Here is an 11894-nt window from a genome sequence, read left to right as displayed (position 1 = left end):
AGTTGGGCGTCTCATTTGTCAGTGCCGTGCCGTACAACAGAGGTCACGGCGAGGTCCGCCCTGCGGACGGGAGGAGGTGGCTCGGTGAGCATTTCCGAGCCCTTGGACGATCCGTGGGCCGACGCCGGACCCAGTGATCGTCTGCCCGCCTCCCGCCGACGCGGTGACAGCGGCCGGGGTCGTGAGGAACAGCACGACCGAGGTCGGGAGAACGCCTCCTGGGACGGCGGGGGCTCCTCCTTCGAGCGTGTGCCGCCGCAGGACCTGGACGCCGAACAGTCGGTGCTGGGCGGCATGCTGCTGTCGAAGGACGCCATCGCCGACGTCGTCGAGATCCTCAAGGGCCACGACTTCTACAAGCCCGCGCACGAGACGATCTACCAGGCGATCCTGGACGTCTACGCCAAGGGCGAGCCGGCCGACCCCATCACCATCGCGGCTGAACTCACCAAGCGCGGCGAGATCAACAAGGTCGGCGGAGCGGCGTATCTGCACACTCTCGTCCAGACCGTGCCGACGGCGGCCAACGCCGAGTACTACGCGGAGATCGTCCACGAGCGGGCCGTGCTGCGCCGCCTGGTCGAAGCCGGTACGCGCATCACGCAGATGGGATACGCGGCCGACGGCGACGTCGACGAGATCGTCAACAGCGCCCAGGCCGAGATCTACGCCGTCACCGAGCAGCGCACCAGCGAGGACTATCTGCCGCTCGGCGACATCATGGAAGGCGCCCTCGACGAGATCGAGGCGATCGGCTCGCGCAGCGGCGAGATGACCGGTGTGCCGACCGGCTTCACCGACTTCGATTCGCTGACGAACGGTCTGCACCCGGGTCAGATGATCGTCATCGCGGCCCGCCCCGCCATGGGTAAGTCGACGCTCGCGCTGGACTTCGCGCGGGCCGCGTCGATCAAGAACAACCTGCCGAGCGTCATCTTCTCGCTCGAAATGGGCCGCAACGAGATCGCGATGCGTCTGCTGTCCGCCGAGGCGCGGGTCGCCCTGCACCACATGCGGTCCGGCACGATGACCGACGAGGACTGGACCAGGCTCGCCCGCCGTATGCCGGACGTCTCGGCCGCGCCGCTCTACATCGACGACTCTCCCAACCTGTCGATGATGGAGATCCGCGCCAAGTGCCGCCGCCTGAAGCAGCGCAACGACCTGAAGCTGGTCGTCATCGACTATCTCCAGCTGATGCAGTCCGGCGGCTCCAAGCGCGCCGAGAGCCGCCAGCAGGAGGTCTCGGACATGTCCCGTAACCTCAAGCTGCTGGCCAAGGAGCTGGAGATCCCGGTCATCGCGCTCTCCCAGCTCAACCGTGGCCCGGAGCAGCGCACCGACAAGAAGCCGATGGTCTCCGACCTGCGTGAGTCGGGCTCCATCGAGCAGGACGCCGACATGGTCATCCTGTTGCACCGCGAGGACGCGTACGAGAAGGAGTCCCCGCGCGCGGGCGAGGCCGACCTGATCGTGGCCAAGCACCGAAACGGCCCCACCGCCACCATCACGGTCGCCTTCCAGGGCCACTACTCCCGCTTCGTGGACATGGCCCAGACCTGATCGCTCAACCAGGTGATCGGGGCGCTCGGCCGAACAGCCTGTCCGAGCGTGTTGCCTTCCCTCGGACGCCGTTCCGTGAAATGAACTCGACGGCCGCTGCGCGACCCGGTGGACTGGGCCCATGACGACACCTCAGGAAGATCTGCTCCCTACGACTCGCCGGGCCCTGCTGCACCGGATCGCGGTCGCACAGGCCGAAGGGCGGTCGCCGTCGCTGGTCGCGGCCGTCGTGCGGGGCGGTCGGACCGTGTGGCACGGGGCACGGACCTCGGTCGACGGCCACGGTCCGGACGAGAACGTGCAGTACCGGATCGGGTCCATCACGAAGACCTTCACAGCGGTCCTGGTGATGCGGCTGCGCGACGAGGGCCTGCTCGACCTCGGAGATCCCCTGGAGAAGCATCTGCCGGGTACGGGCGCGGGCGAGGCCACGATCGCCGAGCTGCTCGCGCACACCGCGGGTCTGGCGGCCGAGTCCCCCGGGCCCTGGTGGGAGCGGACCCCTGGCACCCTGCGCCCGGAGCTGAGGGACGTGCTCGGGGAACAGCCCTTCCTGCACCCTGTCGGCCGACGGCACCACTACTCCAACCCCGGCTATACGGTGCTCGGCGCGCTGGTGGAGCAGCTGCGCGGGGCGTCCTGGGAGGAAGTGCTGCGCAGCGAGATCCTCCAGCCGCTCGGTCTGCACCGCACGAGCACGCAGCCTGAGGCCCCGCACGCCGGCGGATGGGCCGTGCATCCGTGGGCGGACGCGATGCTTCCCGAGCCGCTGGAGGACCTGGGCAGGATGGCGCCGGCCGGTCAGCTGTGGTCGACCACCGGGGATCTGGCGCGGTTCGCCGCGTTCCTGGCCGTGGGGGACGACCGGGTACTGGGTGCGGAGTCGGTGCGGGAGATGCGTACGCCGGCGGCGCCCGCCGAGGCTGCGGACGTGCTGGACGGGGCTACCTACGGCCTCGGTCTGCAGATCCAGCGCCGTGACGGCCGGCTTCTGGTCGGGCACTCCGGTTCGCTGCCGGGCTTCCTGGCGAACCTCGTCATCAGCGTGGAGGACGATGTGGCGGCCGTGGTGCTCGCCAACTGTACGAGTGGACCCCTGCTCGGAGCGGTGAGCGCCGACCTCGTGAGGATCGTCGCCGAAGCGGAGCCGCGGATCCCTGAACCCTGGCGGCCGCTGCGCGAGGCCGACCCGGCGGTACTGGAGCTGGCGGGGCAGTGGTACTGGGGGACCCATGCCTTCGGCCTGCGAGTGACCGCCGACGGCCTTCTCGCGCTCGGCCCCCTGACCGGCATCGGTCGACGTGCTCGCTTCCGCTCGAACGGTGACGGCACCTGGACGGGCCTGGAAGGCTACTTCGCCGGAGAAACGCTGTGGCCGGTACGACGGCCGGACGGGGCCGTGAGTCACCTCGACCTCGGCTCGTTCGTGTTCACGCGGCAGCCGTACGACCCCGAGGCGCCGGTCCCCGGCGGAGTGGACCCGGAGGGTTGGCGCGGCGTCCTCTAGGCCCTGAGTGATGGGGGCGTGTTTCACGTGAAACACGCCCCGCCCTTGTGGCCGGTGATCGTCAGAGCCGCAGCTTGAAGCCCTCGTGCGTGGCGCTGAAGCCGAGCCGTTCGTAGAAGCGGTGGGCGTCGGTGCGCGACTTGTCGGACGTCAGCTGCACCATCCGGCAGTCGAGCTGCCGAGAAGTGTCGATCGCCCACTCGATCAGCAGGCTGCCGAGCCCGCTGCCCCGTTCATCGGCGTGGATGCGTACGGCCTCGATGAGCGCGCGGGTCGCCCCCTGGTGCGAGAGCCCCGGGATGACCGTGAGCTGAAGGGTTCCGATCACACGGTCTTCGCGGACGGCGACGACGAGATGCTGGTTCGGATCGGCGTCCAGGCGTTCCAGTGCGGCCCGGTAGACGGATAGGTCATCGGGGGACTCGCGCTGGGCGCCCAGTGGATCGTCGGCGAGCATCGAGACGATCGCCGGAAGGTCCTCGGCCGTCGCACGCCGTATTTCAAGATCTCCCATGGCGCGCACCCTATGCCGGTACGTTCAGAGACTCCACGACCCGTACGAGCGGGGCCAGTTCGGCGTTCCTGGAGGCCTCGTCCAGGGCTTCACGCAGGGCGGCGTCGTTGGTCGGCCGCGCCTCCTCCAGCAGGCGCAGGCCCGCTTCGGTGACGTTGGTGTAGATGCCGCGCCGGTCGGTGGGACAGAGGTAGCGCTCCAGCAGGCCACGGTCCTCCAGCCGGGTCACCAGGCGCGTGGTGGCGCTCTGGCTGAGGACGACCGCGTCGGCGACCTGCTTCATCTGCAGATGGCCGCCCTCGCCGTCGTGCTGGCGGCTCAGCACATCGAGCAGGGAGTACTCGCGCACGCTCAGGTCGTGTTTCGCCTGCAGGGCGCGCTCGATGTGCGCCTCGATCCTTCCGTGCAGCGCAGAGAGGGCGCACCAGCCCTGTGCGAGGGCGGTGAGCGCGGGGTCCGTCGCTGTCATTGGCGTTTTCCTCCGTCCCGGAGCGGCTGCCTCAAGGGTAGAGCAAGTATGCAATAGTGCGCGCTTGCAAGTAGTCCGCGTCTGCAACTATTGTGGACGCACGTAAAGCGCTCCTGCAATCTCCTGGGAAGGTGTACCCCTCCATGCCTCTCGCGCTTCTGGCCCTCGCGATCGGGGCCTTCGGAATCGGAACGACCGAGTTCGTGATCATGGGCTTGCTGCCGCAGGTCGCGGGCGACTTCGGAGTCTCCATCCCCACCGCGGGCCTGCTGGTGACGGGCTACGCGCTCGGCGTGGTCATCGGAGCCCCGGTGATGACCGTGCTCGGCACCAAGGTCCCGCGCAAGCGCATGCTGATGCTGCTGATGGGCCTCTTCATCGCCGGGAATCTGCTTTCCGCGGTGGCCCCCGCCTTCGCCGTCATGCTGATCGGACGTGTGGTCGCCTCGCTCGCGCACGGTGCCTTCTTCGGTATCGGCTCGGTCGTCGCGGCCGAGCTGGTGGCGCCCCACAAGAAGGCAGGCGCCATCGCCATGATGTTCACCGGTCTGACCGTCGCGAATGTCGTCGGCGTCCCGCTGGGCACGCTCATCGGTCAGCACGTCGGCTGGCGCGTCACCTTCGGCCTCGTCGCCGCCCTCGGCGTCATCGGTCTTGCCGGCGTGGCCAAGCTGGTGCCCGAGATGCCACGGTCCGAGGGGGTGCACCTGCGACACGAGCTCGCCGCCTTCAAGAACGCCCAGGTCCTGCTCGCCATGGCGATGACCGTCCTCGGCTTCGGCGGCGTCTTCGCGGCCGTCACCTACATCGCGCCGATGATGACCCACACCGCCGGCTTCGCCGAGGGCTCGGTCACCTGGCTGCTGGTTCTGTTCGGTCTCGGCATGGTCGGCGGCAACCTCATCGGCGGCAGGTTCGCCGACCGCGCCCTGATGCCGATGCTGTACGTCTCCCTCGGCGCGCTGGCCCTCGTCCTGGCCCTTTTCACGGTCACCGCCCACAACAAGATCGCCGCGGCCGTGACGATCTTCCTGATCGGCGCCCTGGGTTTCGCGACCGTACCGCCGCTGCAGAAGCGCGTACTCGACCAGGCGCACGGTGCCCCGACGCTCGCGTCGGCCGTGAACATCGGTGCCTTCAACCTGGGCAACGCGTTGTCCGCCTGGCTCGGTGGCATCGTGATCGCGGCCGGCTTCGGCTACACGTCCCCCAACTGGGTCGGTGCCGCCCTCGCGGCGGGCGCCCTGGTCCTCGCCGTCCTCTCGGCGGCGCTGGAACGGCGCCACGGCGCCCGCAGCACCGTGGTCGCCTCCGGCACGCCCGCTGCGCAGCAGACGCCGGTCCACCACTGAGCCCCTGGAACCACAGGGCGCCTCATCGACCCCTGGCGCACAGACCTCCGTACCCGGGGCGTTCCCGGGTGCGGCAAGCACTCCATCTCAGCAACACCCGAGGAGAGACCTCATGAGCACCATTGCCGTCGCCCCCCTGTCCATCGAGGAGGCCGAACTGCTCGTCGCCACGGCACGCCACGCGGCTGAGGAGGCCGGAGTCACCGTCAGCGTCACCGTCCTGGACGCCGGCGGCCATCTGCTCGCCTTCCGTCGCGACGACCGGGCCGTGCTGATCTCCGGTGAGACCAGCAGCCGCAAGGCCTACACCGCGCTCCAGCTCAACGCCCCGACCGCCGACCTGGTCGACGCCGTTCAGCCCGGCGGCCCGTTCCACACGCTGCCCACGGCCCTCGACCGGCCCCTGCTGTTCATCGCGGGCGGCGTGCCCGTCCATCGGGACGGCCAGCTGATCGGCGCGATCGGTGTCGGCGGCGGTGCGCCGGAGCAGGATCACGCCTTCGCCACGGCGGCTGTGCGGGCGCTCGCCTGAGCACGCCACCCCGGACGGACGACGCCGCCCCCGCCGCACGACGCGGAGGGGCCGGCGTTCGTCGTGGGACGGCTCAGCCGGCGGCCACGGTCAGGGGAGCGAACCGTCGGGTCCAGTCCCCCGGTAGGTCCGTGATGCCGTACGTCATGACCGCGTTGAAGGCCACGGAAGCGAGCCCCCGCGCCTTCGCCCAGGCCAGCAGCTCCTCATGACGTACATCGATGTCGGTGCGCAGCGGACGGTCGGTGTGGGCGGCCAGCGAGGTGATGAGGGCCTGGGCGGTCGCCGTGTCCCGGGCCACGAGGGGACCGACGACATGGGTGTCCATGTTGGGCCACGCGGCCGTGTAGCCGATGATCCGGCCGCTCTCCTCGGCTACCCGCAGCTGGTCGGCGAAGGCGGGAAGCCGGGTGATCAGGGGAGTGCGGTCGGCGCCGAACACCTCTTCGTCGAGTCGCAGGATGGCGGGGAGGTCCTCGGCGGTGGCCGCGCGGGTGAGCACGCCGGTTTCCGACCCGCCGGGGGTGAAACGGCCCCTCAGCATCTCCGCCCGGCCCGTCACCTTGAAGCCAAGTTCCTCATACAGGGGACGGCCGTTGGGTGTGGCGTGCAGGGTGAGCGGGGTAGTCCCCATGATCGACACGACATGGCGCATCAAGCGGCGTCCGACGCCCTGACGGGCATGGCGTTCAGCCACCAGGACCATGCCGATGGCGCCGAGATCCGGGTTCCCCCATGGGCCGTACTCCGTGGTGACACACGCGGCGACGAGACCACCCTGGGGGTCGTCGATGCCGTAACCCTTTCCGGCCGCGAGGAGGAACCCCCACTTGTGTTCCTCGCGTGGCCACCCCCGGTCTTCGGACAAGTCGGCGCAGGCGGTGAGATCGCGATGCGTCAGACGACGGATGGGCAGAGCGGCGAGGGAAGGAGTCGACACGCAGGTCAGGCTGTCCGACCGGTACCCTCGGCGTCCACCCGTTTCGGCGGAGACACACGTGCTTTTGGCCATGCCGTGGCCATATGCGCAGACGGTGGACAGCAGGACGTGTTTCACGTGAAACACCGGGCGGCCGGTTAGCCTCCAGGCCATGGCGAGACTTCATCTCTTCGATCTTGACGGCACGTTGCTGCACGGAAGCACGGCGCCGGTGGAGATTTCCCGTCAGTTGGGGCTGGAAGCGGAGACCGTGGCACTGGATCGGGCGATCGCGGAGGGACGGATCGGTCCGCCGGAGTACGCGGCACAGGTGTACGACCTGTGGGCCGATCTGACCGAGGCGCATGTCAGCGCCGCATTCGACGCGGCTCCTTGGCTGGCCCGCATCCGCGAGGTCTGGGCGGAGATCGGAAAGGCGGGCGAATACTGCGCGGTGGTGTCACTCTCACCGTCCTTCTTCGTGGAACGCCTTCTCGACTGGGGTGCCCATGCGGCGCATGGATCTCGTTTCCCGGCCGTGCCGTTCACCGAACCCGTCGATCCGTCCGGAGTACTCAGCGCTGCGGCCAAGGTGACCATCGCGGACCGGCTCTGCGTGGAGTTCGGAGTCGCACGGGCGGACTGCGTGGCGTACGGCGACTCGTTGTCCGACAAGGATCTGTTCGCGGCCGTACCGGTTTCCGTGGCGGTCAATGCGGACGCCCACCTGACCGGGCTCGCGACGCACTCCTATGCGGGCCGGGATCTGTGGGACGCCTATGAACTGGTCGCCCTGCCTGCCGGGTGACGGGCCTCTTCAGAGGCGGCCTGAGAGCCTCAACCGAGGTCGGGAGCGTGCATGGCGCGTACGCCCTCGATGTTGCCGTCCAGATAGTGGCGTAGCGACAGCGGGACCAGGTGGACGGAGGCGATGCCGACCCGGGTGAAGGGGATGCGGACGATCTCGTACTCGCCGGCTGGTTCCTCCACTTCGGGCCCGTGCCGCAGCGCCGGGTCCATGGACTCCAGTCGGCAGACGAAGAAGTGCTGCACCTTTACGCCGGTCGCGCCGCCGTCCTCGCCGATGTGTTCCACGGTGTCCACGAAGCACGGAACCACATCGGTGATCTTGGCGCCTAGTTCCTCGGACACTTCCCGGTGCAGGGCGTCCACGACGGTCGGATCTCCGGGCTCGACCCCGCCCCCGGGAGTAACCCAGTAGGGATCGACACCGGGCTTGGTGCGCTTGATCAAGATCAGGTCGTCACCGTCCAGCAGGACAGCACGGGCGGTGCGCTTGACCACGGGTCGGACGGTCATGGGAGAAATGTGGCCCGGCTGGTTCCACGTGAAACATCGCAAAGCGTCACCGTACGACCGCTTTGCGTGGACGCGGGGTCGGAGGGACTCAACACCAGGCCGTAGCCGCCCGCAGAAGCCACTCGTGTGCCCGCGCCACGTGGGGCATGGCGAGGGTTCCGGTCCGCACCACCAGGAAGTAGGTGCGCAGCGGCGGCACCACCGGGTCGTGCAGGGCGGCGATCGTTCCGTCGTTGAGGGCCGAACCGCACAGATAGCGGGGCAGCACGGCGAGTCCGGCACCAGCGACCGCACAGGCGAGCACGGCCCGGAGGTCCGGGACGATGACCGCGCCCGAGGCGGCGGGGCGGGAGTCGAAGACGGAGGCCCAGTAGCGCGAGACGAACGGCAGCGACTCGTGGATCTCGACGACGGGCAGGTTCTCCAGCGCGGGCGCCCCCTTCAGGCGCAGCGCTTCCGTATCGATCCGCTCGACCCAGCGGGGAGCGGCGACCAGCACGTGTTCCTCGTCGCAGAGCGGAGTCGCGGTGAGCAGAGCACCACGGGGTCGTGCCGTGCTGATGGCGAGATCATGGTGACCGGAGGCCAGTCCCTCCAGCGTCTCCTCCGCCGTGCCGAAGGAGGCGCGGAGTGCGAATCCCTGGCCGTCCTCGCCGGTCAGCTCCGTCAGGGCCGGCAGGGCGCGTTCGGCGGTGAACTCGGGAGGGCCGGCGAGGTGCAGGGTTCTGAGCGAGGACTCGTCGTCCAGGCCTCTCTCGGCTATCTCCACCAGGGCATCGAGATGGGGAGCGGCCTTGTGCGCGAGTTCGTCGCCGATGGTCGTCGGGGTCACCCCGCGCGCCTGGCGGAGGAAGAGAGGCCTGCCGAGCTGTCGTTCGAGCGTGCGGATCTGTGAAGTGACTGCGGGCTGGGAGAGGCCGAGCAGAGCGGCGGCGCGGGTGAAGGAACCGGCCCGGTGCACGGTGACGAAGGTGCGCAGCAAGGCCAGGTCCATGGTGTGCCCTCCCCTATCCCTGCCCTCCTCCGGCCCCCAGGCAGGTCCCAACTATAAATAAGTCGATAGGTCTCTGTCGCTAGCGTGATTGGACACTGACACAGAGTCAACTAGCCTTGTTCGCGCGGTTCTTCGCGCGCAGAACCGATGGCGGTCCGAGCCACGAGGGGGGAGGCTCGGACCGCCCAGCGACATCAGGGGCCGGACGGGGCGGGCTCACTCAGCGGACTCGTCCAGGGCGCGCAACACGTCGGCGATCAGGTCCTCGGGGTCCTCGGCGCCCACGGACATGCGGATGAAGCCCTCCGGGACCGCGTCCCCGCCCCAGCGGCGGCGGCGCTCGGCTGTGGAGCGCACGCCGCCGAAGCTCGTCGCGTCCTCCACCAGGCGCAGGGCCTCCAGGAACCGCTCGGCACGCGCGCGCGTGGGCAGGGTGAAGGAGACCACGCAGCCGTAGCGGCGCATCTGCTGCGAGGCGATCTTGTGGGAGGGGTCGTCCGGCAGTCCGGGATAGCGCAGGTCCGCCACCTCGGGCCGCTGTCTGAGGGCCTCGGCGACCGCGCGGGCGGTGGCGTTCTGCCGGTCGACGCGCAGCTGGAGCGTGGCGATGGACCGGTGCGCGAGCCAGGCCTCCATGGGGCCGGAGATCGCCCCGACGATCTTGCGCCAGCGCCGTACGGCGGCCATCGCCTCGGCGTCGCGGCCGGCGACGTAGCCCAGCAGCACGTCGCCATGGCCGGTGAGCTGCTTGGTGCCGCTGGCCACGGAGAAGTCGGCGCCCAGCTCCAGCGGGCGCTGCCCGAGGGGGGTGGCGAGGGTGTTGTCGACGGCCACCAGGGTGCCCTGCGCGTGGGCCGCCTCCACCAGCCGCCGGATGTCGCACACGTCGAGACCCGGGTTCGACGGGGACTCGATCCACAGCAGCCGGGCTCCGTCGAGGACCTCCAGCTGGGCGTCGCCGCCGGTGGGGGCGGTGCGCACCTCGATGCCGTACGCCTCCAGCTGGGCACGGACCAACGGCAGCACCTGGTAGCCGTCGGAGGGCAGCACGACCGCGTCGCCGGCGCGCAGCTGGGAGAACAGCACGGAGGAGATCGCGGCCATGCCGGAGGCGAAGACCAGCGTCTCCACGTCGTCCCGCCCGGGTGCCTCCAGCTCGCCGACGGCTCGCTCCAGCAGCGTCCAGGTCGGGTTGTCGTCACGGCCGTAGGCGTAGGGGCCCGTCACCTCGCCGGGCAGGTGGAAGTGTGCGGCGAACACCGGTCCGGGCAGGGTCGGCTCGTGCTTGACCGGCTCGGGCAGGCCGGCGCGCACCGCGCGCGTGCCGTCGCCGGCGCGCCCCTGGTCCTCGGTGGTGTCGCTCATGCGGCCCGTCCTTCCAGCTGCTCGTGTACGGCGGCGAGCAGACCGGCACTCGCCGTCTCCACCATCTCAAGACACTCCTCGAAGCCGTCCCGGTGTCCGTAGTACGGATCCGGCACGTCGAGATCGTCCCCCGCGGCGGCGTCGTACGAGCGCAGAAGGCGGACCTTGCGCGCGTCCTCCTCGGTCGGCGCGAGCCGGCGCAGGGCCTTGAGATGACCGGCGTCGAGGGCGATCACGAGATCGAGGCGGGAGAACCAGGACGGCTGGAACTGGCGGGCTGTGTGGGCGCTGTCGTAGCCGTGCTCCTCCAGGACCGAGACGGTCCGCGGGTCGGCCGGTTCGCCCTCGTGCCAGCCGCCGGTGCCGGCGCTGTCGACCTCCACCCGGTCCTCGAGGCCCGACTCCGCCACACGCGCGCGGAAGACGGACGCGGCCATCGGGGAGCGGCAGATGTTGCCGGTGCACACGAAGCAGACGCGGTAGGTCACGGCTCGCTCAGTCCTCGTCGGGGAGGATCACGTGCAGGGCCCAGGAGACGACCGAGATGATCAGGCCGCCGAGCACGGCCGTCCAGAAGCCTTCCACGTGGAAGCTCAGGTCGAGCTTGCCGCACACCCAGGAGGTCAACAGCAGCATCAACGCGTTGACCACCAGGGTGATCAGGCCCAGGGTCAGGATGAACAACGGGAAGGTGAGCACCTTCACGACCGGCTTGACCAGCCAGTTCACCAGGCCGAAGATCAGTGCGACGACGATCAGCGTGCCGGCCTTCGCCGCCGTGCTGTGACCGGTGAGAGTGATCTTGTCCAGCAGCCACACGGCGACGGCGAGGGCGCCCGCGTTCGCGATTGTCTTGACTACGAAATTCTTCATGTGTCTGATCGTGGCAGACCAGATCGGATCCGAGCAGTGAGGCGAGGGCGACAGCGGCGATGAAGGCATTCCGGCTGGACGAACTGGAGGCGGAGCGCGCCGCCAACGAGGGGGCCTACCTTCAGTTCCTGCGGGAGCGGAACATGTCCGTCGGCCTGTACGCCCTCAACGCGGGCGAGCACGACCCGCAGAAGCCGCACAGCCAGGACGAGGTGTACTTCGTCGTGAGCGGCCGGGCGTCGATCACGGTCGGGCTGGAGACGACCGAGGTCGCGCGCGGCAGCGTGGTGTACGTGCCGGCCGGGGTCGCCCACAAGTTCCACCACATCAGCGAGGACCTGAGGGTTCTCGTCGTCTTCTCTCCGCCCGAGGCGTGAGCCCGGACCTCGGGGTTCCCTAGGGGACAGGTCAGGGGAGGACAAGGGACGCCACGCCCCCGCGCGACCCCTTGCCGGCCCTAGCATCGAGTGCAGGACAACAACGCTG

At 69.5% G+C, this 11894-nt stretch carries 14 protein-coding genes; 6 read left to right on the top strand and 8 right to left on the bottom strand.

Translation table 11 applies throughout. The features are described 5' to 3' along the window. Positions 1-84 precede the first annotated feature (84 nt). Both dnaB and IE244_RS21355 read left to right on the top strand, forming a co-directional pair. The gene (gene dnaB, locus IE244_RS21360) at positions 85-1563 is read left to right on the top strand and encodes a replicative DNA helicase (RefSeq protein WP_031164385.1); all 1479 of its coding nucleotides are present in this window, start codon (positions 85-87) and stop codon (positions 1561-1563) included. A 121-nt stretch (positions 1564-1684) separates the two neighbouring features. Beyond that, positions 1685-3070 carry a serine hydrolase domain-containing protein gene (locus IE244_RS21355; protein ID WP_191875151.1) on the top strand — a complete coding sequence of 462 codons (1386 nt, stop codon included), beginning with the start codon at positions 1685-1687 and terminating at the stop codon, positions 3068-3070. 61 nt (positions 3071-3131) lie between these two features. On the opposite strand, the gene IE244_RS21350 is transcribed toward IE244_RS21355, so the two are convergent. Together IE244_RS21350 and IE244_RS21345 are read right to left on the bottom strand one after the other, a co-directional pair. Then, positions 3132-3584 (bottom strand): GNAT family N-acetyltransferase, encoded by a 453-nt coding sequence (locus IE244_RS21350; protein WP_191875150.1) that lies wholly within the window; start codon positions 3582-3584, stop codon positions 3132-3134. A gap of 10 nt (positions 3585-3594) precedes the next feature. Continuing rightward, complete coding sequence (locus IE244_RS21345) at positions 3595-4053, bottom strand: MarR family winged helix-turn-helix transcriptional regulator (protein WP_191875149.1); 459 nt, start codon at positions 4051-4053, stop codon at positions 3595-3597. Between the two features lie 143 nt (positions 4054-4196). Here IE244_RS21345 and IE244_RS21340 point away from each other — a divergent pair, with 143 nt between their 5' ends. Then, complete coding sequence (locus IE244_RS21340) at positions 4197-5405, top strand: MFS transporter (RefSeq protein WP_191875148.1); 1209 nt, start codon at positions 4197-4199, stop codon at positions 5403-5405. A gap of 112 nt (positions 5406-5517) precedes the next feature. After that, positions 5518-5937: a GlcG/HbpS family heme-binding protein gene (locus IE244_RS21335; protein WP_191875147.1), complete on the top strand. Its 420-nt coding sequence runs from the start codon at positions 5518-5520 to the stop codon at positions 5935-5937. 73 nt (positions 5938-6010) lie between these two features. Here IE244_RS21335 and IE244_RS21330 read toward each other — a convergent pair whose 3' ends face one another. Continuing rightward, entirely contained in the window at positions 6011-6877 is an 867-nt protein-coding gene (locus tag IE244_RS21330; protein ID WP_191875146.1) for a GNAT family N-acetyltransferase, read from the bottom strand. A 151-nt stretch (positions 6878-7028) separates the two neighbouring features. Here IE244_RS21330 and IE244_RS21325 point away from each other — a divergent pair, with 151 nt between their 5' ends. Next, positions 7029-7664, top strand: coding sequence for an HAD family hydrolase (locus IE244_RS21325; RefSeq protein ID WP_191875145.1), 636 nt, complete (start codon positions 7029-7031; stop codon positions 7662-7664). 29 nt (positions 7665-7693) lie between these two features. Here IE244_RS21325 and IE244_RS21320 read toward each other — a convergent pair whose 3' ends face one another. From IE244_RS21320 to IE244_RS21300, 5 genes are all read right to left on the bottom strand, one after another. Continuing rightward, complete coding sequence (locus IE244_RS21320; protein ID WP_031164397.1) at positions 7694-8176, bottom strand: NUDIX domain-containing protein; 483 nt, start codon at positions 8174-8176, stop codon at positions 7694-7696. Positions 8177-8264: 88 nt separating this feature from the next. Next, positions 8265-9170, bottom strand: a complete 906-nt coding sequence (locus IE244_RS21315; protein WP_191875144.1) for a LysR family transcriptional regulator — start codon at positions 9168-9170, stop codon at positions 8265-8267. Between the two features lie 216 nt (positions 9171-9386). Further along, a complete protein-coding gene (locus tag IE244_RS21310; protein WP_191875143.1) occupies positions 9387-10535 on the bottom strand; it encodes a cystathionine gamma-lyase in 1149 nt (382 codons plus the stop codon). Beyond that, positions 10532-11023, bottom strand: coding sequence for a low molecular weight protein-tyrosine-phosphatase (locus IE244_RS21305; RefSeq protein WP_191875142.1), 492 nt, complete (start codon positions 11021-11023; stop codon positions 10532-10534). The genes IE244_RS21310 and IE244_RS21305 overlap by 4 nt, the downstream gene beginning before the upstream one ends. Before the next feature lie 7 nt (positions 11024-11030). After that, complete coding sequence (locus IE244_RS21300) at positions 11031-11408, bottom strand: phage holin family protein (protein WP_191875141.1); 378 nt, start codon at positions 11406-11408, stop codon at positions 11031-11033. 59 nt (positions 11409-11467) lie between these two features. Between IE244_RS21300 and IE244_RS21295 the strand changes: the two genes are divergently transcribed. Continuing rightward, the gene (locus IE244_RS21295) at positions 11468-11785 is read left to right on the top strand and encodes a cupin domain-containing protein (RefSeq protein ID WP_031164408.1); all 318 of its coding nucleotides are present in this window, start codon (positions 11468-11470) and stop codon (positions 11783-11785) included. Positions 11786-11894: the final 109 nt, after the last annotated feature.

Origin of the sequence: Streptomyces filipinensis (genome assembly GCF_014649495.1) — a bacterium.
In the GTDB taxonomy this organism is placed as follows: Bacteria; Actinomycetota; Actinomycetes; order Streptomycetales; family Streptomycetaceae; genus Streptomyces; species Streptomyces filipinensis.
This window is presented reverse-complemented; position numbering and strand designations above follow the sequence as displayed.

Bases quoted from the DNA above. Each gene is read 5' to 3' on its own strand.
- IE244_RS21325 (WP_191875145.1), top strand. From the start codon at position 7,029: ATGGCGAGACTTCATCTCTTCGATCTTGACGGCACGTTGCTGCACGGA.
- IE244_RS21320 (WP_031164397.1), bottom strand. From the start codon at position 8,176: ATGACCGTCCGACCCGTGGTCAAGCGCACCGCCCGTGCTGTCCTGCTG.
- IE244_RS21340 (WP_191875148.1), top strand. From the start codon at position 4,197: ATGCCTCTCGCGCTTCTGGCCCTCGCGATCGGGGCCTTCGGAATCGGA.
- IE244_RS21355 (WP_191875151.1), top strand. From the start codon at position 1,685: ATGACGACACCTCAGGAAGATCTGCTCCCTACGACTCGCCGGGCCCTG.
- IE244_RS21315 (WP_191875144.1), bottom strand. From the start codon at position 9,170: ATGGACCTGGCCTTGCTGCGCACCTTCGTCACCGTGCACCGGGCCGGT.
- IE244_RS21335 (WP_191875147.1), top strand. From the start codon at position 5,518: ATGAGCACCATTGCCGTCGCCCCCCTGTCCATCGAGGAGGCCGAACTG.
- IE244_RS21295 (WP_031164408.1), top strand. From the start codon at position 11,468: ATGAAGGCATTCCGGCTGGACGAACTGGAGGCGGAGCGCGCCGCCAAC.
- IE244_RS21310 (WP_191875143.1), bottom strand. From the start codon at position 10,535: ATGAGCGACACCACCGAGGACCAGGGGCGCGCCGGCGACGGCACGCGC.
- IE244_RS21345 (WP_191875149.1), bottom strand. From the start codon at position 4,053: ATGACAGCGACGGACCCCGCGCTCACCGCCCTCGCACAGGGCTGGTGC.
- IE244_RS21300 (WP_191875141.1), bottom strand. From the start codon at position 11,408: ATGAAGAATTTCGTAGTCAAGACAATCGCGAACGCGGGCGCCCTCGCC.
- IE244_RS21350 (WP_191875150.1), bottom strand. From the start codon at position 3,584: ATGGGAGATCTTGAAATACGGCGTGCGACGGCCGAGGACCTTCCGGCG.